The 18,114-nt window shown below is 68.4% G+C and carries 19 protein-coding genes; 12 read left to right on the top strand and 7 right to left on the bottom strand.

Going from position 1 to position 18,114, the window contains the following annotated elements:
* The first annotated feature begins 56 nt into the window (after nt 1-56).
* Nucleotides 57-1,187, top strand: a complete 1,131-nt coding sequence (locus tag BHE97_RS13145; RefSeq protein ID WP_087624494.1) for an HNH endonuclease signature motif containing protein — start codon at nt 57-59, stop codon at nt 1,185-1,187.
* 1 nt (nt 1,188) lies between these two features.
* Here BHE97_RS13145 and BHE97_RS13140 read toward each other — a convergent pair whose 3' ends face one another.
* The gene (locus tag BHE97_RS13140; protein ID WP_201791438.1) at nt 1,189-1,563 is read right to left on the bottom strand and encodes an META domain-containing protein; all 375 of its coding nucleotides are present in this window, start codon (nt 1,561-1,563) and stop codon (nt 1,189-1,191) included.
* Nucleotides 1,564-1,707: 144 nt separating this feature from the next.
* On the opposite strand from BHE97_RS13140, the gene BHE97_RS13135 reads away from it, so the two are divergent.
* From BHE97_RS13135 to BHE97_RS13100, 8 genes are all read left to right on the top strand, one after another.
* Nucleotides 1,708-3,666 carry a S1 family peptidase gene (locus BHE97_RS13135; RefSeq protein WP_087624493.1) on the top strand — a complete coding sequence of 653 codons (1,959 nt, stop codon included), beginning with the start codon at nt 1,708-1,710 and terminating at the stop codon, nt 3,664-3,666.
* A 111-nt stretch (nt 3,667-3,777) separates the two neighbouring features.
* Nucleotides 3,778-4,578, top strand: coding sequence for a sugar phosphate isomerase/epimerase (locus BHE97_RS13130; RefSeq protein ID WP_087624492.1), 801 nt, complete (start codon nt 3,778-3,780; stop codon nt 4,576-4,578).
* Between the two features lie 117 nt (nt 4,579-4,695).
* On the top strand, nt 4,696-5,514 hold the full coding sequence (gene proC, locus BHE97_RS13125) for a pyrroline-5-carboxylate reductase (protein WP_087624491.1): 819 nt from the start codon (nt 4,696-4,698) through the stop codon (nt 5,512-5,514).
* Entirely contained in the window at nt 5,511-6,698 is a 1,188-nt protein-coding gene (locus BHE97_RS13120) for an acetoin utilization protein AcuC (RefSeq protein WP_087624490.1), read from the top strand. Before proC ends, BHE97_RS13120 begins: the two co-directional genes overlap by 4 nt.
* 89 nt (nt 6,699-6,787) lie before the next feature.
* Nucleotides 6,788-6,973 carry a helix-turn-helix domain-containing protein gene (locus BHE97_RS13115; RefSeq protein ID WP_087624489.1) on the top strand — a complete coding sequence of 62 codons (186 nt, stop codon included), beginning with the start codon at nt 6,788-6,790 and terminating at the stop codon, nt 6,971-6,973.
* A 66-nt stretch (nt 6,974-7,039) separates the two neighbouring features.
* Nucleotides 7,040-7,141: an AURKAIP1/COX24 domain-containing protein gene (locus BHE97_RS13110; RefSeq protein WP_012359487.1), complete on the top strand. Its 102-nt coding sequence runs from the start codon at nt 7,040-7,042 to the stop codon at nt 7,139-7,141.
* 12 nt (nt 7,142-7,153) lie between these two features.
* Nucleotides 7,154-8,128 carry an NAD-dependent epimerase/dehydratase family protein gene (locus tag BHE97_RS13105; RefSeq protein WP_087624488.1) on the top strand — a complete coding sequence of 325 codons (975 nt, stop codon included), beginning with the start codon at nt 7,154-7,156 and terminating at the stop codon, nt 8,126-8,128.
* Entirely contained in the window at nt 8,125-9,255 is a 1,131-nt protein-coding gene (locus BHE97_RS13100) for a lysophospholipid acyltransferase family protein (protein ID WP_087624487.1), read from the top strand. Before BHE97_RS13105 ends, BHE97_RS13100 begins: the two co-directional genes overlap by 4 nt.
* Before the next feature lie 20 nt (nt 9,256-9,275).
* Here BHE97_RS13100 and BHE97_RS13095 read toward each other — a convergent pair whose 3' ends face one another.
* The 3 genes from BHE97_RS13095 to BHE97_RS13085 are packed head-to-tail and all read right to left on the bottom strand — an operon-like array spanning nt 9,276 to nt 12,076.
* Nucleotides 9,276-10,391 carry a DUF5667 domain-containing protein gene (locus BHE97_RS13095; RefSeq protein ID WP_087624486.1) on the bottom strand — a complete coding sequence of 372 codons (1,116 nt, stop codon included), beginning with the start codon at nt 10,389-10,391 and terminating at the stop codon, nt 9,276-9,278.
* Between the two features lie 56 nt (nt 10,392-10,447).
* Entirely contained in the window at nt 10,448-11,143 is a 696-nt protein-coding gene (locus BHE97_RS13090; RefSeq protein ID WP_087624485.1) for a sigma-70 family RNA polymerase sigma factor, read from the bottom strand.
* Nucleotides 11,144-11,191: 48 nt separating this feature from the next.
* A complete protein-coding gene (locus BHE97_RS13085) occupies nt 11,192-12,076 on the bottom strand; it encodes an HAD-IB family hydrolase (RefSeq protein ID WP_087624484.1) in 885 nt (294 codons plus the stop codon).
* A 52-nt stretch (nt 12,077-12,128) separates the two neighbouring features.
* On the opposite strand from BHE97_RS13085, the gene BHE97_RS13080 reads away from it, so the two are divergent.
* Entirely contained in the window at nt 12,129-13,664 is a 1,536-nt protein-coding gene (locus tag BHE97_RS13080) for an AMP-binding protein (RefSeq protein ID WP_087624483.1), read from the top strand.
* Nucleotides 13,665-13,684: 20 nt separating this feature from the next.
* Nucleotides 13,685-13,912 (top strand): glutaredoxin family protein, encoded by a 228-nt coding sequence (locus tag BHE97_RS13075; RefSeq protein WP_087624482.1) that lies wholly within the window; start codon nt 13,685-13,687, stop codon nt 13,910-13,912.
* 4 nt (nt 13,913-13,916) lie between these two features.
* On the opposite strand, the gene BHE97_RS13070 is transcribed toward BHE97_RS13075, so the two are convergent.
* Nucleotides 13,917-14,615 (bottom strand): hypothetical protein, encoded by a 699-nt coding sequence (locus BHE97_RS13070; protein ID WP_087624481.1) that lies wholly within the window; start codon nt 14,613-14,615, stop codon nt 13,917-13,919.
* 26 nt (nt 14,616-14,641) lie between these two features.
* Nucleotides 14,642-15,982 carry a deoxyribodipyrimidine photo-lyase gene (locus tag BHE97_RS13065; RefSeq protein ID WP_087624480.1) on the bottom strand — a complete coding sequence of 447 codons (1,341 nt, stop codon included), beginning with the start codon at nt 15,980-15,982 and terminating at the stop codon, nt 14,642-14,644.
* A gap of 75 nt (nt 15,983-16,057) precedes the next feature.
* Here BHE97_RS13065 and BHE97_RS13060 point away from each other — a divergent pair, with 75 nt between their 5' ends.
* Nucleotides 16,058-16,747, top strand: coding sequence for a metal-dependent transcriptional regulator (locus BHE97_RS13060; RefSeq protein ID WP_087624479.1), 690 nt, complete (start codon nt 16,058-16,060; stop codon nt 16,745-16,747).
* Between the two features lie 13 nt (nt 16,748-16,760).
* Here BHE97_RS13060 and BHE97_RS13055 read toward each other — a convergent pair whose 3' ends face one another.
* Nucleotides 16,761-18,050, bottom strand: a complete 1,290-nt coding sequence (locus tag BHE97_RS13055) for a cyclopropane-fatty-acyl-phospholipid synthase family protein (protein ID WP_201791437.1) — start codon at nt 18,048-18,050, stop codon at nt 16,761-16,763.
* Nucleotides 18,051-18,114: the final 64 nt, after the last annotated feature.

Here is an 18,114-nt window from a genome sequence, read left to right as displayed (position 1 = left end):
GCGCATGGGACGCTCGTTGTGCCAAAAGTGTCGGTGGTGGCGGATAGATTGTGAGCATGTCGGTCGTTGCTACCTCGGATGTCGGGCTCGTTGAGCTCCTTGGTGTGCGTCGGGAGAGTGCGGTCGCTGACTTTCGCCGGGTCGACGGCATCTTGGAGTATGTCGGTGGTTTGGAGGCGTCGGGGTATGAGTTCGCGGCTCGGGTGTCGACGGTGGCGCAGGCGTTGAATTGGTCGGAACATCAGGTGCAGAACCGGGTCTGTGAGGCCGAGACCGTCCGGGACAACCTGCCGCACACCTGGGCTGCGTTCGGTGAGGGCCGGGTCGATGGTCAGCAGGTCGCTGAGATTGGTCGCCAGGCGGGCAAGCTCGACCACGCTGAATCCTTCGAGCGGCTGGATGAGCGGATCGCAGCGTATGCCGAGTTGCACACGGTGGGTGAGTTGCGGTCGTGGTTGAAGCGTCGGGTGGCGATGGCAGAACCCGAGCACGCCGCGGAACGCTACGAGGCCATCTACGCCGAACGGTCCATCCGCGTCACCCACCACGAAGACGGCACAGGTGACTTGTACGCGAATCACCTGCCCTCGATCATCCTTGCGGATATCGAAGCGCGGCTGGATCGTGCCGCGAAAGCCATCTGTGATCCTCAGGATGATCGGACGCTGGATCAGCGGCGTGCCGATCTGTTCGTGGGAGCGTTGACCGAGATCGACCCGGCCCACGACGGCGCAAAGACGCCGGCGGTGACGATCGGGGTCATGGTTCCCGCCTCCACGTTGGCGGGTGTGGATGATCAGCCGGGTGTGAGCGCGGATCGTGAGTGGACCATCCCCGCCAGCCTCGTCCGCGAACTCGCCATCAGCGCGAATCCGTTCTGGTACCGGCTCCTGGTCGACGACACCGGGGAGAACATCCTCCAGACCGTCTACACCGGCAGATACCCACCCGACCACCTGCGTAATGCGATCAGATTCCGAGACGGCACCTGCCGATATCCGGGCTGCCAGGTACGCGGGTCACGATGCGAGATCGATCACCGCATCCCGGTACCTGACGGACCCACCGCCGGAGACAACACTTGGTGCCTGTGCAAGAAACACCACCAACGCAAGACCTTCCGAGCAGCCCTGCCCACCCGCGACGGCGAACACTGGCTCATCACCGACACCATCCTCACCGAATAACTCAGGCGGTGCGGTCCAGCGTTCCGATCTCCTCGCCTTCACGGTTGAAAACCACCAGGACGTCGCCGTCGACGCGTGCGGACTTGAGCTTCGCCAGCCACGGATCGACACCGGGGCAGGCCATCATGGTCGACATCTTCATCGAGAACGTGAGCTCATCGCCTTCCAGTTCGTAGGTTCCGCTAAGGCTGTTACAACCGTCGCTGCCTGTGACCTCGCCATCCGCGATCTCAAGATATGGAGAACGCTCAGCCTTCACTCCCCACGTCGCCTGTGGATCGGCTGAACCCCCGCTGGTCTCGCTGTTACCGCAGGCCGACACGACCATGAGAGCAACCATAACGATTGCGACACGGCCCATCGTGAGCATTGACATCAGGGCTCCTCCCGATCGTTCCACCCGGGCGGGTGTGACTTTTTCTCAGGTTACAGATAGGTTGAGTGCGTTTGTGACAGAGAAGCTTGCACTCGGGGACCGGACGACGGGGACGCTGCGGGGTGCCAGCAGGAGAGGAAATGCATGTCGATCCACATGAAGCGAGGTGTCGCGGCCCTCGGAGTGGCGGCCCTGACCCTCACTACGGGGGTGCTGTCCGCGACGGCGGCCTCCGGCGAGGAAGGCGCACCGACCGTCACCGGTCTGATGAGTGCCCTCTCGGGTGACGACTCCATCCAGGCGATCGGGCAGGGCGAAGCCGGCAAGGTCGTGCTGGTCACCGACAAGGCGGAGGAAGAGCTCGACGGCGCCGCTGCTGAGGCGGCCGCGCACGAGAATGTCGACGTCTTCGTGGTGCCCGACCGTTTCACCGCTTTCGCTGATACCGATGTCGTTGGCGGGGCTGGTTACTTCGCAGCTGCACCGGGATCCGACTCGGGCGGTCTCTGCTCCGTCGGTTTCACTGGTTGGAGCGCTGAGGGCGACCCGGCCATCATCTCCGCAGGCCACTGCACCGACGATGACAATGCGACTGACGCTGCGCTCACGGTCCCCTCGGGCGATCCGGCGGGTGGCGGAGAGGCTGATAACTCGGAGGTCGGCATCCTCCATCCCCTCGGAGTCCTCGGCGGTTCGCAGTACGGCGGCCCGGGCAATACGGCCGGCGCCGAGAACGATCCCTCCAGCGTCGACATCGCCGCTTACGACGTCACCAACGACGAGCTGAACCTCCTTCCCGAGGTGACCGACTGGTCCAACACGTCGGACCTCGCTGCGTCGACCACGCCCGTCAAGGCCGTCGGCACCGCCAGCATCGGTGACACGATCAACCGCTCGGGCCGCTCCACGCAGCCCTCCAGTGGCCAGGTCGTCATCGAGGACGGCTGGGCGCAGATCTCCAAGCCCGGTGATCCCTCGGATGTTCGCTGGGTCCACGGTTTCGGCGTGCTCGGCATGGCTGCCACGTCCGGCGACTCCGGCGGCTCAATGGTCCGCGGTGAGACCGCGGTCGGCGTTCTCTCCGGCGGCGGCGAGACCGACACCGGAGAGCTGATGGTCTGGGGCGCTGACCTGCAGGGCGGCCTCGCGCAGCTCGACGGCTACACCGTCGCTCTCGATCTCGACGAGCCCGCGCTGACGTCCCCCGAGGACGGCGGCACGGTCGGCCGCGGCGATGCCATCACCGGCACCGGCCCCGCGAACGGCGAGCTCACCATCACCTCCGAGGGCCGCCAGGATCAGACCGTCGACATCGACGGCGAGGGCAACTGGACCTTCAACGCTCCCGAGGAGCTCGGTACCTACGAGTTCAGCCTGACCGCCACCCGCGGTTTCGACACCTCCGACACGGTCGACTTCAGCGTCGAGGTTGCCGCGACCGGACCCGCGATCACCGCTCCTGAGAACGGCTCGACCGTCGTCGGCAGCGTGAGCGCGATCTCCGGCACCGGCGAGCCGGGCGCCGAGGTCACGGTCGCCGGCGACGCCGAAGGCACCACCACCGTCAATGATGAGGGCAACTGGTCGGTCGAGGTCGACCTCGGCCCCGGTGAATACCGCGTCAGCGCCACCCAGGTCGTCGACGGCGATGAGTCCGCTGTCACCTCCAGCAGCTTCACGGTGATCCCGGACGCCCCGGTCATCACCACGCCGGAGGACGGCGTCAGCTACCGCGCCGCCACCGCCCCCACGGGCGCTGAGGGCACCGGTATCGACGACGCGACCATCACGGTCTTCCTGAACGACGAGGAGATCGGTGAGACCACCGTCGACAACGGTGAGTGGAGTGTCGCCTTCGAGGACGGACTGGCGGCGGGCGACTACACGCTGCGCGCCGTGCAGACCGTCAACGAGCAGTCCAATGACGCCGGTGTGAGCTTCGCCCTCCTCGAGGACGCGGCCGCCCCCGGCCCGGGTGACGACCTGCCGCGCACCGGTATCGCAGCGATGCTGCCGTACATCCTCGGTGGCGCAGCGCTGCTCGCCGCCGGTGGAGCCGCGATGGAGATCCGTCGCCGCCGCGGTCTGGGCGATATCGCCTGATCCGGTAGCTGATTGAGCACGAAGGCCGTGCGTCCTCCGGGGCGCACGGCCTTCGCGTTGTCCAGGCGAGTACCGCCTGTGCCGTGACCGATGAAGGACTAGCCTGGTGGAGTGAATGACCACGAGCCGATCACGGTGTCGCTATCGACATCGTCGGTCTATCCCGACTCCACGGCGGCAGGCTTCGACGCCGCCAAGCGACTGGGATACGACGCCGTCGAGGTCATGGTCGGTATCGACGAGATCAGCACCGAGATCGATACCGTGCAGGCGCTCAGCGACGAGCACGACATCCCCATCACCTCGATCCACGCCCCCTGTCTGCTCTTGACACAGCGAGTGTGGGGCTTGGACCCATGGGGCAAGCTGCACCGCAGCGCCGAGATGGCTCTGGAGGTCGGCGCCGAGGTCGTCGTGGTGCACCCGCCGTTCCGCTGGCAGCGTGACTACGCTCGCGGCTTCGTCGACGGCATCCGCGATCTGGAGGAGAAGTACGATCTCGTCTTCGCCGTCGAGAACATGTACCCCTGGCGCAGTGGCAAGCGCGAGTTCCAGGCCTACGCCCCCGGCTGGGACCCGCGCCTCCACGACTACGCCCACGTGACCCTCGACCTCTCGCACAGCGCCACCGCCCACGCCGACCCCCTCGCGATGGCCCGCGAGCTCGGCCCGCGCCTACGCCACATCCACCTCGCCGACGGCAGCGGCTCGGGCAAGGACGAGCACCTCGTCCCGGGTCGCGGCACCCAGCCCTGCGCGCAGCTTCTCGAGGAACTGGCGACCAACGGATTCGACGGACAGGTCGTCGTCGAGATCAACACCCGCAAGTCCACGGGTCCCGAGGGACGGGAGAACGACCTCCTCGAAGCCCTCGCATTCGCCCGCCTCCACGCCGCAGCCTTGCCCTGCTGACCGGCTCAGCGGGACGTGATACTAGTCTCATGGCATGAGCGAGCGCAGCGAGCGACCGTTGGAGTCCACCTCATGCCGTCACCGGCCTATCGTGGGTTTTCTTCAGGCGGTGGCGGCATGAGCGAGCGCAGCTCTGGACTGCGCATCTCCGTGATCGGCGGAGGGGTGATGGGCGAGACGCTCATCGCCGCCTGGCACGCCGCCGGCATCGACCGGATCACTGTCAGCGAGCCGCGCCCCGAACGCGCCGCTGAACTCGCTGACCGCTACGATATCGCCAGTGCCGATGCCGAGACCGCCGTGACGGGCGCCAATGTCGTCGTCCTCGCCGTCAAGCCACACCAGGTCGCCGAGGTGGCCGAGCAGATCGCCGGAGCCGTGCGCTCCGATGCTGTGGTGGTCTCTGTCGCGGCAGGGGTCACCACCGCCACCATGGAGAGCCGCCTCCCCGATGGCATCGCCGTCGTCCGGGCCATGCCCAACACCCCCGCCGTCATCGGCCAGGGCATGTTCGGTGTCTCACCCGGCTCCAGCGTGAGCTCGGAGCAGCTCGACCTCGTCGTCGAACTGCTCGAAGGCGCAGGCAAGGTCGCCGTCGTCGACGAGAGCCGACAAGATGCCGTGACGGCCGTCTCCGGCTCCGGACCGGCCTATGTCTTCTACCTCGCCGAGGCGATGATCGACGGAGGCGTCGCGGCCGGGCTCGACGAGGCGACCGCCCGGCAGCTCGCCCAGCAGACCCTCATCGGTGCCGCGGCGTTGCTCGCGGACAGCGAGGAGTCGCCCGCCGAGCTCCGTCGCCGCGTGACCTCGCCGAACGGCACCACCCACGCCGCGATCACGACCTTCGACGAGCAAGGCGCGGGAGAGGCGCTCCGCGCGGGCGTCGCCGCGTGCGCCGCCCGCGCACACGAGTTGTCCCAGGGCGGGTCATGACGCTCTCGGAGTCCGATCGCGCCGCCGTCGTCTTCGACGAGCGGCTGACCGACTACGACTTCGGCCCCTCGCACCCGATGGCCCCCGTGCGGGTCAAGCTGACGATGCAGCTGGCCGAGGAGCTCGGGGTGCTCGACCACCTCGACATCGTCGGGGCCAGCGCCTGCACCGAGGACCAGCTCGCCGAGGTGCACACCCCGCAATACATCGAGAAGGTTCTCAAGCTCAGCAAGCACCCGACGCACGCCGACCCGTCGATCGGACTCGGTACCGAGGACAATCCGCTGTTCGCCGGCATGCACGAGGCCAGCTCGCTCATCGCCGGGGCCAGCGCGGAGGCCGCACGCCTCGTCTGGACCGGTGAGCGTCAGCGCGCCATCAATGTGAGCGGCGGTCTGCACCACGCGATGCCGGGTCGTGCGAGCGGCTTCTGCATCTACAACGACGTCGCCGTCGGCATCCGCTGGCTGCTCGACCACGGAGCATCGAAGATCGTCTACATCGATGTCGACGCGCATCACGGTGACGGCGTGCAGGCGATGTTCTACCACGATCCCCGCGTGCTCACCATCTCCCTGCACGAGTCGCCCCAGACGCTCTTCCCGGGTACCGGCTACTCGACCGAGATCGGGGCCACGGGAGCCGAAGGCTCGGCCGTCAACGTCCCGCTGCCGCCCGGCACCTCCGATGCCGGGTGGTTGCGTGCCTTCCACGCGGTCGTCCCGGCCATCGTGCGAGAGTTCGGCCCCGAGATCATCGTCAGTCAGCACGGTTGCGATTCGCACATGGACGATCCGCTCACCAATCTCATGCTCAGCGTCGACGGTCAGCGCGCCTCCTATCTCGCCGTGCGCGACCTCGCCGATGAGATCACCGGCGGCAAGTGGATCGCCATGGGAGGCGGCGGCTACGCGGTCATCGACGTCGTCCCGCGCGCCTGGGCGCACCTGCTCTCCATCGTCGCGGGCAGGGAACTGGACCCCGCGACCGAGACGCCGGAGCACTGGCGTGCCGAGGTCGAGCGCCTGCGCGGACAGCCCGCCCCGTCTCGGATGACCGACGGGCGCCGGGCGGCGTTCCGGCCCTGGGAGGAGGGCTACGACCCAGCCAGCTGGCTCGATCGCTCGGTCAACGCCACCCGCACCGAGATCTTCCCGCTGCTCGGACTCGACCCGCTGTACTGATCCCCGGGGACTCAGATGAGACCTTCTTCTTTAATTGCTCCCCGGTTCTCCACTAGGCTCGACCCACCCCCTCATGAGGATGGTGTCCGATGGCACAAGAACCGAAGTTCCTGACGGTCGCAGAGGTCGCCGAGCAGATGCGTGTGTCCAAGATGACGGTCTACCGCCTCGTCCACTCCGGTGAGCTCGCCGCCGTGCGGGTCGGACACTCCTTCCGGGTGACCGAGAAGGCACTGCGCGAGTATCTGGAGAAGTCCTTCTATCAGGCCGGATGAGGGGAGCTTGCCGGTGCGTCGTATCCTGAAGCGATCGTTCTTTTCCCAACCGACCAAAGGTGAATCGTGGGTTCTGTCATCAAGAAGCGCCGCAAGCGCATGTCGAAGAAGAAGCACCGCAAGATGCTCAAGCGCACGCGCGTCCAGCGCCGCAAGCTCGGCAAGTAAGAGCACGACCCGATGAGCAGGGTCGTCCTCGTCACGGGTGTCGCCGATGGTGCGGTGGCCCGGACGGCCCGGCTGATCGCCGAACGGGGTGCGGAGTCCGGCATCGAGAAGGTGGTCGGCGTCGACACGACCCTCCCCTCACATGAGCTGGGCAGCGTCAAGTTCATCCGCGCGGACATCCGCACACCCGTCATCGGCAAGGTGCTCGCCGTGGAGGACGTCGACACCGTCGTCCACCTCGGGGTAGCACCGTCCTCCAGTCGGCTCAGGTCGACCAAGGAGCTCAATGTCATCGGCACGATGCAGGTCCTCGCGGCCTGCCAGCGCAGCGAGACGCTGCGCAAGTTCGTGCTCGGATCATCCACGGCGGTCTACGGCACCTCACCGCGCGACCCTGCCGTCTGGTCCGAATCGGGCACCGCACGGGGCGGGATCCGCTCCGGTTACCCCAAGGACACCGTCGAGGTCGAGGGGTACACCCGCGGTTTCGCTCGTCGCCGCCCCGATGTGCTGGTGACCATCCTGCGGATGTCCCAGATCCTCTCACCGCGATCGAGTGCGCCGCTGGCCGCCTATTTCCGAGGGCCAGTGCTGCCCTCGGTGCTCGGCTTCGACCCGCGACTGCAGTTCCTGCACCTCGCCGATGCGATGGAGGTCGTCCGGCAGGCCGCGAGCCATGACCGTCCCGGCACGTTCAATGTCGCCGGTGACGGCATCATGCTGCTGTCACAGTGCGCCCGTCTGCTTGGCAAGCCCACTGTGCCGCTGCCGCCGGTCGGTCTTGGGAGCGCCTTCACGCGCGTCGCCCGGCTCGTCGGGACCGAGACCAGCCCCGATCTTCATCGACTGCTGACCTACGGGCGCGTCGTCGACACCACCGCGCTGCGGGACATCTTCGGCTACGAGATCCGTCACTCCACGCGACAGACCTTCGCCTCCTTCGCCGGCGCTCTGCGTCCTGGTCTTCTGCACGTGGGGGTGCGATGAACGACGACTTACGCACGATCGGCTCCGCGGGACGACCGGGGCGCGGCAATCGACGCACCTCGCCCTCCGCTGCGGCGCGCGACCTCGCAGGCGGCGCTCCCGCTGGTCCCGCGCGCAAGAAGAACGGGGGTGAGCGTCCTCGGCTGCGATCGGTGACCGATGACGACGCGGCCGCCGCCGCGGCTGCTGCCGAGGAGACCGCATCGGGCGCGAGCGGACACGACCACGAGCAACACGAGCCACGCCTGGAGGAGCTGCTGAGCGCCCTGCTGAGCGGTGCTCAACGGCTGCTGGGAGAAGACTGGGAGGAACGCCTCCAGGGGCTGACCGCAGGGCTCGCGCACCGTCTCTCGGGCGACTACGCGGTCGACGATTTCGGATACGACCCCGAGGTCGTCGCCCTGCTCGACCATCTCATCGAGCCGATCGCCGAGAAATGGTTCCGGCTCGAGGTCCGCGGCATCGAGAACATCCCGTCCGAGGGTGGAGCGCTGCTCGTGGGCAATCACTCGGGCACGGTGCCCGTGGACGGTGTGATCACCGGTTTCGCGGTCCGCAAGCACGCTCAGCGGTCACTGCGGCCCCTGGGTGCCGATCTGGTCTTCGCGCTGCCCTTCGTGAGTCAGCTCGCCCGCAAACTCGGCGCGACCCTGGCGTGTGCCGATGATGCCGAACGACTGCTCACCTGCGGGGAGCTGGCAGCTGTGTGGCCGGAGGGCTTCAAGGGGGTCGGCAAGCCGTACAGCGAGCGCTACAAGCTGCAGCGTTTCGGCCGGGGCGGCTTCGTCTCCGCGGCGATGCGCGCTCAGGTGCCGATCATCCCGGTGTCGCTCGTGGGGGCTGAGGAGATCTACCCGCTCGTGGGCAATATCCCGTCCCTCGCACGGCTGCTCGGGGTCCCGTACCTCCCGATCACGCCGTTCTTCCCCTGGCTGGGCCCGCTGGGGATGATCCCGCTGCCGAGCAAGTGGATCATCGAGTTCGGTGAGCCGATCCGTACGGATGCCTATCCGGCCGAGGCGGCCGATGACCCGATGCTGCTGTTCAATGTGACCGATCAGGTGCGCGAGACCATCCAGCAGAACCTCTACGCGCTTCTCAGCGACCGCGGCAACCCCTTCATCTAGGGCGTATCCGGCGGGTTGGCTCAGCGGCGCAGTCCCAAGACGCCCAGGACACTCGGTACGAGGCCTTCCTGGCGATCATCGCCCAAGACCGCGCCGACGACCGGCGACAGAACGTCACCGACGCTCGAAGGCGGCTTGGCCTCGGGGAGCGCGATGATCGGGAGGCTCTCGATGGGCGGAGCCGTGGTCCGCGGCCGCGGCTGCTCCGAGGACCCGGAGTCCCCACCGCTGGGGGAGCCGTCGCGTCCGATGGTGCCGGACTGCCCGGCCCCCTCGGACGGCTGTCCGGTGCGGCCGGCGTCCTCCGTGGTCGCGCCAGGCCCACCCTCGGCGAGGGTGCGCTGAACATCGGAGAGCAGGTTGTCGACCGACTCGGCGACGCGCTCGGTGTCTCCGGTGCACTCCGGACAGACGGTCCCGATGTCGACACCCAGATCGGCGAGGGTGCGGACCGCGCGTTCGGCGCTGGCACGATCGGCCAGTGACAGGCGCTCCAGGAGCGCATTCAGTCGCAGGGTGGAGTCCTCGGCGAAAGCAGCGACGTACTCGGCATCGGTCGGATCGATCTGGCGGCTCGTGCCGCCCAGCAAGAGCGCCGAGCCGCGCTCGGCGCTGTCGGAGAAGGCTTCCAATGCCGAGCTGACCCGCGTCCGCGCATTCGTATTGCTCTGCTGACCGAGGACCTCGGCCTCGCCCAGCCGGGTGCCGGCCTGCGTGAGATAGAGCCGGCCGAGGCTCTTATCGTCGCCGGCGAATGTGCGCTCGACGTGCTCGGTGCCCATCTTGACCGGATACAGGATGTCGCCGGGAACGGCGCTCGCACTGGCGCTCACCGAGCCGACCAGCGCCAGCGTGGCAGCCACGACGGCCCCCGCCCAGCGAGCCCTGCGGCGTCCGGGGCTGACGGGCTGTCCTTCGACCACGCGGCGAGGGGGCCCGGCGACCATCGTCTGCCCGGCCGCGGCTATCAGCTGCTCACGCAGACCCTCCCGGAAGGCCGGATCGGGGTGTGCCGTCGCGCTGACCTCTAATCGCCGCGCCAGCGCCACGAGCGCGCCGATCTCCGCGTCGTCGGGGCGACGACGCGATCCCCAGGCATCGGCGAAGGCCTGGGCGGCGCGGCGGCGGATGAACACGGGGCGGGGGCCTTTCGGATCGTCTGAAGTGATCTAACGACGGAGTTCGGCGAAGGTTACGGCTGAGGGCGCAGCTCCGGGGGCACGTTCTTGGCGAGATTGCGCAGCGCTCGCAGCTGCAACTGTTTGACGGCGCCCTCGCTCCGATCGAGGGCCGCGGCGGTCTGAGCGATCGTCATACCGGACAGGAATCTCATGACGATGCAGTCCCGTTGCTCGGAGGACAGCTCGCTGATCGCGTGATGGAGAGCATGATCGCTGAGGTGCTCGAGGGCCTCGTCCTCGGAACTTTCGGCGGCCGGCCCACGTTCGGGCACGATATCGGAGGTCAGCTCCATCCGGACCCGGGCCGACTTGTAGTGGTCGGCGATCAGATTGCGCGCGATCGTAGTGAGCCAGGCGCCGAAATCCTTGCCCTGCCAGGTGAAACGGCCGACCGCCTTCATCGCGCGGACGAAGGTGTCGCTGGTGAGGTCCTCAGCCAGCTGCCGAGAGCCCACGCGGTAGTAGAGATAGCGGTACACGGTGGTGACATAGATGTCGTAGAGCTGTCCGAAGGCCTCGGCATCTCCGGTTCGGGCGAGCTCGACCAGGGCATGGACCCGCTCGGCGTGGGTATCGTCCGAGCCCGGGGGCGTGCGGGAGGAGTGTCCCGTTCCCGTGCGTATCTGGGCGAGAGCGATCCAGAGGGCGGACACGTCGAAGGGCGGCGCCAGGACGGCGACGCCGATCGGATGCCTCGCTTCGGTCACGTTTCCCTCCCGCAACTGCCCTGACTCTACGGTGTGACACCGCAGATGTCACGAAAAAGACCGGCGATACAGACGGCGGCCGAGGGCGACCGTCGCCCATAGCGCGAGGACCGCCAGCGCAGTCCTGACGCCGGTGAGCGCGAAGCGGCGTCCCACCCGATAGTCGCGGATGAGCCACCCCTGTCCCCGAGCATGGGCCCGGAGCCGCGCGTCGGGGTTCACGGCGCACGGGTGGCCGACGAGCTCGAGCATCGGCAGATCGTTGCTGGAGTCGGAGTAGGCATAGCAGCGATCGAGGTCGAGGCCTTCCGCCGCGGCGAGCCCTCGCACGGCGACGGCCTTGCCCTCGCCGTGCAGCATCTCGCCGACGAGCCGCCCGGTATAGACGCCGTCGACCGATTCGGCCACCGTGCCGAGCGCGCCTGTGAGCCCGAGCCGTCGGGCGATCACCTCGGCGACCTCCACCGGGGCCGCCGTGACCAGCCAGACCCGGTGCCCCCGGTCGAGATGCCACTGCGCGATGGCCCGGGTGCCGGGCCAGATCCGCATCGCCATGAACTCGTCGAAGACCTCCTCGCCGATCTCGCGGAGCTCGTCGACCCGATGGCCGGCGACGAAGGAGAGGGCGGACGACCGGGCGTCGTCGATGTGATCGCTGCGCTCGCCGCCGACATACTGGAACCACACCTGTTTCCAGACCGCGGCGGCGATATCGCGGGTGGTGAAGAACTCGCGCCGGTGCAGACCTCGTGCGAGGTGGAAGATCGAGGCGCCCTGCATGATCGTGTTGTCGACATCGAAGAAGGCCGCGGTGTGCGGGTCGAGCACCGGGGCCAGGGCACGCTCCACCTCCGGCGAGGCGGCGGCCGCCTGACCTGCCAGCACGGAGCGAGCCTGGAGATTGCGCGGGATCTCGCGGCGGCCCGGTGACATGCAGCACAGCGTATCGGGCCGGCGAAGACCACGGATGTGGTTGACTCGACATGTGCCCGTGAACTTGAGCGACTATCTGCGTGATGCCGCCCGTCGGTCGCCCGACGAGAGCGCCCTCAGCGAGCCCCGGAGCCGCCGCGAACTCACCTGGGCCGAGCTCGATGCCTGGGTTGATCGAGTCGCCCAGACCCTCCTTGGACAGGGCCTGGTCGCGGGACACCGCGTGGCCCTGGTGATGAGCAACGGCATCGACCTGTGTGTGGCCTATCTGGCGGTATTGCGGGGTGGACTCGTGGCCGTCCCGATCAATCCGCAGGCACCCGCACGGGAGATCAGCCGCATCGTCGCGGACTGCCAGCCCAAGGTCGTCGTCGCCGACGCGGCGGCCGCCGCACAGGTCCGGCAGGCCGAGACCGCCGGTGCCGTCATCGCCGTGCACCGGGTCGCGGCCGAGACCGGTGAATTGACCTTCGACGCGCTGCAGGAGCAGCGCTCCGGGCAGGTGCCGGTGGCGCCGCAGGATGCCGAGTCACTGGCCGTCGTGCTTTACACGTCCGGTGCCTCGGCACTGCCTCGCGGCGTCCAGCTGACCCACCGGGCCCTCATCGCCAACATCGAGCAGGTGGGTCGGATCGAGCCCCCGGTGATCGGTCCGGGGGACGCGGTGCTCGGTCTGCTGCCGCTCTTCCACGTCTACGGTCTCAACGCGGTGCTCGGCCAGGCGCTCCGGGAGCGGGCCCGGGTGGTGCTGGTCGAGAGCTTCGACCCCGATGCCGTGCTCCGCCTCATCGCCGACGAGGGGATCACGGTCGTGCCGGTGGCTCCGCCGGTGATCGCGGCCTGGGCGCGCCGCGAGAACGTGCGCGAGGCGCTCACCGGGGTACGCGTGGTGTTGTCCGGTGCGGCCGCCCTCGACCCGGATCTCGCGCGGCGTTTCGAGGAGGTCTCCGGCCACCGAGTGGAACAGGGTTACGGACTGACCGAAGCGAGCCCCGTCGTCACCACGACCCTCGTCGATCGCGAGGCTCCACGCGAGCCGTACACGGTGGGCTGGCCGGTGCCCGGCGTGGAGGTGGAGGTGCGCGACTCGCTCGGACAGCAGGCCGACCCCGGGGACCCCGCGCAGGTATGGATCCGCGGCGACAATCTCTTCTCCGGCTACTGGCCCGACGGTGCCGGTGGACCGGGCGACGACGGCTGGTACGCCACCGGCGATATCGGCATCATCGACGCCTACGGCGCGCTGGCCCTCGTCGACCGCCTGCGCGAGCTGATCATCGTCTCGGGATTCAACGTCTACCCGACCGAGGTGGAGGAGATCGCGGCGCACACTCCGGGGGTCGCGCAAGTCGCTGTCGTCGGCATGCCCGACGAGCACACGGGTGAGGCCGTGGTGGCCTTCGTCGTGCCCGAGGACGAGGCTGCCGACGAGCATGCCCTCATCGAGGCCGTCGCGACCGTGTGCCGTGAGAACCTTGCCCGCTTCAAGCAGCCCTCGCGCATCGTCGTCGCCGCAGGTCTGCCCCATTCGCCGACCGGCAAGGTGGCCAAGGGGCGGTTGCGCGAGCTGGCCCGGGAGACCCAGTGACCGGCGCGGGAGGAACGCGCGTGGTGGTCTACAGCCGGGATGGATGCCACCTGTGCGAGGTCGCCGAGGCCCAGGTGGCGACCGTCGTGGCCGAGACGGGCGACGACTGGGAGCGCATCGACATCGACACCGATCCTGAGCTCGTCAGCCGCTTCGGCGAGCAGGTGCCGGTCACCTTCGTCGACGGACGCCAGCACGACTTCTGGCGGGTCGATCCCGCGCGGCTGCGGGCGGCCCTGGCCCGCTGATCCGTCAGCCGAGGTCGATCTCGATCCAGACCTGCTCGGCACGCCCGACGAGCTGAGCCTCGGGCGTGTAGAGCGCGGTCGAGGTGTAGAACTTGCGGCCCTCGCGCCGGTCGAGCTGTCCCACCGCATGGTACCGCTGACCGGCCGCCGGGGCCGCGTAGACCTCCGCCGTCATGGTGCCGAGGAGCATCGGCTGCTGGGAGAAGTCCGCGGCCCACCCGCCGGGACAGTCGAGGGACGCCCACGTCACCGGCTCGTCGATCGTGCCGTTCTCGCCGGCGAAGCTCTCGTGCGCGTCCCAGGGAGCCGCGGTGAGACCATCGTCGATGGGACCGGAGAAGATGCGCAGCCCGTCGCCGTCACCGCGCTGCGTCCCGCAGGTGAAGCACATATCGAAGGGATGGTGCACGAAGCCGGGATAGCTCGTGGCTCCCGCCTCGATCTCGTCCGCCGACGCGAAGCGCGGTGCCTCCCGCAGGAACCCACCGGGACGGGCGTGCCCGACGAGAGCGCCGCCGTGGGTGACGAGGCGGACCTCGTCGCGATCACGCTCGTAGGCAAGCGGCGTGTCCAAGGGCGGCGGTGTGGTCAGCCGCACCTCCACCGGGCCGTCGTGCTCCAGGCCCGCGGCGATCACGCCGCTGGCATAGCCGCCGTTACCTGAGCCGGGGGGACCGTTGAACTGCCGCGCGATCGTCACCATGCCCTCACCGTAACGGGATCCCGCGCCTATCGGGTGAGGGCCTCGAAACGGCGGAGGGCCTCGCGTCGTTCCTCCGCGTGATCGACCAGGGGAGCGGGGTAGCCCCGCGGCGGATCGGACATCGTCCACGGTTCGTGTATCGCCGGCGCGGGCACCTCGGCCAGTTCGGGCACCCACCGCCGGATGTAGACGCCGTCGGGGTCGAACTTCTTGCTCTGGGTGACGGGATTGAAGACCCGGAAGAAGGGCGATGCGTCTGTGCCGCACCCGGCGACCCACTGCCACCCGTGCTGATTGGATGCCAGGTCGGCATCGGCCAGGCGGTCGAGGAAGTGCGCCGCGCCGTGGGTCCATTCCAGATGGAGGTCTTTGACCAGGAAGCTCGCGACGATCATGCGGACCCGGTTGTGCATCCACCCCTCCGCCAGGAGCTGGCGCATCCCGGCATCGACGATGGGAAAGCCGGTCTCCCCACGTCTCCAGGCATCGAAGTCGTCCCCGGGCTCGTCGTACTGGAGGTGCTCGAAGCGCCGGTCGTAGTAGCCGAAGGCCGAGTCCGGACGTTGGTGGAGGATATCGGCGTAGAACTCGCGGAAGGCCAGCTCCCGCCGATATGCGGAGGCGCCGTCCGAGCGCAGCGGCCCGAGATCTGCCAGCAGGGTGCGAGGGTGGATGCTGCCCCATTTCAGGTGGACGGACATGCGCGAGGTCGTGTCGAGGCCCGGGTGGTCGCGCTCGTCGGCATAGTCGGTGACATGGTCCTCGAGCCAACGGCGCCAATGGTCGCGTGCGGCTCGCTCGCCGACGGGCGGCAAGGTCACGCCCTCCGGCGGCCCGGTCTCGGGGATCCGACGGGTCCGGCCGTCCGGCCTCAGCCAGGGCACGTCGTGTACCGCAGGCGCCGGCTCGCGCCAGCCGTGCGCGAGCCACTCCTTGTAGAAGGGGGTGAAGACGCGGTAGCCCTCGCCATCGCCCTTGAGTACCCGGCCGGGGGAGACGGCGTAGGCCGATCCCGTCCGCACGAGCGGGATGTCGAGGGCCTCCTCGACCCTGGCGTCCCGTCGCGCGCCGTAGGGCGTGAAGGATGCCGACACGTGCACGCTGCTCGCCCCGACCGCGTGCGCGACGCGCGGAACCTCACGCTCCGCAGGACCGTGTACGACGTGCAGTCCGCCGATGCGCTCGTCGAATTCCGACAACAGTCGCGAGAGATATGCCGTCCGCACGCCCGCTCCGGAGGTCCACAGCCGGTCGTCGAGCACGTAGAGCGGAACCACGCCGTCCGATCCGGCCTCGACGGCTTCTCGCAGCGCCGGCTGGTCCATCAGACGCAGATCACTGCGGAACCACATCACCGAGTTCGCCATCGCTCCATCGTGGCGGCGGGACGGTGTGTTCGCACATCGGAACACGCTGTCGGCGGGACGTGGAACAATGGAGGGGTGAGCGACCTGATCGATACCACTGAGATGTATCTGCGCACCATTTTCGAGCTCGAGGAAGAGGGCATCGTACCGCTGCGTGCCCGCATCGCCGAGCGTCTCCACCAGAGCGGGCCCACAGTGAGCCAGACCGTTGCCCGCATGGAACGCGACGGTCTGCTCACCGTCGAGGGGGACCGTCACCTGGAGCTGTCGGAGAAGGGCCGTGCGCTCGCCACCCGCGTGATGCGCAAGCACCGGCTCGCCGAGCGGCTGCTCACCGATGTGATCGGGCTAGAGATCGAATACGTCCACGATGAGGCGTGTCGATGGGAGCATGTGATCTCCGAGCAGGTGGAGCGCCGTCTCATCGACCTCCTCCAGCAGCCCACGGAGTCGCCCTACGGCAACCCCATCCCCGGTCTGGCCGAGCTCGGTCAGGAGGTGGGCGAGGCGGACTTCCTCGCCGGTGTGCAGACCCTCCCCAAGGCGATCGCCGGATCCTCCGAGCCCACCCGGTTGGTGGTACGGCGCATCGCCGAGGAGCTGCAGAAGGACACTGCCGTCATGTCGGTCCTGCGGCGTGTGGGCGCCCTGCCGGGCAACGACATCCTCGCCTCGGCCGGCCACGACGGCGTCATCGTCGCGCGCCAGGGTGAGACGGCCGAGATCGACACCGAGGCGGCCCAGCACCTGTTCGTCTCGAACTGATCGCGCGGATACCTCAGCCGAGCCAGGCCAGTGGGGTCGCGGGCATCGCGCTCGACCCATCGGTGGCTGGCTTGACCAGGAGCAGTTGATCCACGCCCATCCGGTTCTGCTCGAAGGCGAGCGCACCGCCCGCCAGATAGAGCCGCCACACGCGAGCCGTCTCCTCGCCCAGCAGGTCGACCGCTTCCTGCCAGTGCTGTTCCAGCTGGTCGGCCCAGAAGGCCACTGTCCGTGGATAGTGTTCGCGCAGCGCCTGAACATCGCGGACCTCCAGACCGGCTCCCGCGAAGAGCTCGAGTGTCCGGTGCAGCGGTTTCATGTGCATGTCCGGCGCGATGTACGTCTCGATGAAGGGGCCTCCGCCGGGGTGCTCGCCGCTGCGTGACATCTGCTGGATGAGGGCTCTGCCGTGCGGACGCAGGTAGTGGTGGATGGCGCCGGCGAAGTCGACATACTCCGCGTCACCGACGTGCTCGCCCATCTCGATCGAGGAGATCGCGTCGATGCTTCCGGGCTGCAGGGCGAGTTCGCGGTAGTGTCGCAGGCTGACCTCCACCCGGTCGCCCACACCCCTCGCGGCGGCGGCCGCCGCGACGTGATCGCGTTGTTCGCTGCTGAGCGTGACCCCGGTGACGGTGACGTCGTAGTGCTCGGCGGCGTGCAGGGTCAAAGACCCCCAGCCGCACCCGATGTCCAGCAGGTGCATGCCGGGCCGCAGGCCGAGCTTACGGCATACCAGATCGAGCTTCGCTCGCTGTGCCTCGCCCAGGGTCATTCCCGCTGCGGAGAAGTAGGCGCACGAGTAAGCCATGGTCTCGTCCATGAGCAGTCGATAGAACTCATTGGAGATGTCGTAGTGATGGGAGATCGCCGCGCGGTCGCGCTCGGTCGAATGCCTCTCGCCGGTCAGTGCCGATTCCGCCGCCGGAGGTGCCGGACGAGGACCTAAAGCCCCCAGCCGTAGGGCGAGTCCCGCCGCACGCGCGAGGGTGCCGGGACGGATGCGGAGCCGGGCCGCGCGAGGGTCCCGCGCGCGGGCCTCGTCGATGGCCGACCACACCTGGCGGAGGGCGTCGACCAACTCCATGCCCTCGACGTCCAGCTCGCCGGTGACGTAGGCGCGCGCCGCTCCCAGTTCGCCGGGACGGTACAGCAGATGGCGCACGGCCCGGCGGGAGCGGAGCACGACCCGCGGCGCGTTCGCGGGACCGTGCTCCTGTCCGTTCCAGAGACGGATCCGCAGCGGTACCTCGAAGCCGAGGACGTCACTGAGCAGTCGGTACGCATGAGAGGCAGAAGACACCCCTCCATCGTCGGGGCAGTGCGTTCTCTTCGCATCCATTCAGCTTCGGCTGGCATGCTGTCTT

Origin of the sequence: Aeromicrobium sp. PE09-221, from assembly GCF_002174305.1 — a bacterium.
In the GTDB taxonomy this organism is placed as follows: Bacteria; Actinomycetota; Actinomycetes; order Propionibacteriales; family Nocardioidaceae; genus Aeromicrobium.
Note: the sequence above shows the minus strand (reverse complement) of the source record. Positions and strands in the feature narration are given on the sequence as shown.

Excerpts from the sequence above, each read along its gene's own strand:
- BHE97_RS13145 (WP_087624494.1), top strand. The coding sequence starts at position 57 with ATGTCGGTCGTTGCTACCTCGGATGTCGGGCTCGTTGAGCTCCTTGGT.
- BHE97_RS13140 (WP_201791438.1), bottom strand. The coding sequence starts at position 1,563 with ATGTCAATGCTCACGATGGGCCGTGTCGCAATCGTTATGGTTGCTCTC.
- BHE97_RS13135 (WP_087624493.1), top strand. The coding sequence starts at position 1,708 with ATGTCGATCCACATGAAGCGAGGTGTCGCGGCCCTCGGAGTGGCGGCC.
- proC (WP_087624491.1), top strand. The coding sequence starts at position 4,696 with ATGAGCGAGCGCAGCTCTGGACTGCGCATCTCCGTGATCGGCGGAGGG.
- BHE97_RS13120 (WP_087624490.1), top strand. The coding sequence starts at position 5,511 with ATGACGCTCTCGGAGTCCGATCGCGCCGCCGTCGTCTTCGACGAGCGG.
- BHE97_RS13115 (WP_087624489.1), top strand. The coding sequence starts at position 6,788 with ATGGCACAAGAACCGAAGTTCCTGACGGTCGCAGAGGTCGCCGAGCAG.
- BHE97_RS13105 (WP_087624488.1), top strand. The coding sequence starts at position 7,154 with ATGAGCAGGGTCGTCCTCGTCACGGGTGTCGCCGATGGTGCGGTGGCC.
- BHE97_RS13100 (WP_087624487.1), top strand. The coding sequence starts at position 8,125 with ATGAACGACGACTTACGCACGATCGGCTCCGCGGGACGACCGGGGCGC.
- BHE97_RS13085 (WP_087624484.1), bottom strand. The coding sequence starts at position 12,076 with ATGTCACCGGGCCGCCGCGAGATCCCGCGCAATCTCCAGGCTCGCTCC.
- BHE97_RS13070 (WP_087624481.1), bottom strand. The coding sequence starts at position 14,615 with ATGGTGACGATCGCGCGGCAGTTCAACGGTCCCCCCGGCTCAGGTAAC.
- BHE97_RS13065 (WP_087624480.1), bottom strand. The coding sequence starts at position 15,982 with ATGGCGAACTCGGTGATGTGGTTCCGCAGTGATCTGCGTCTGATGGAC.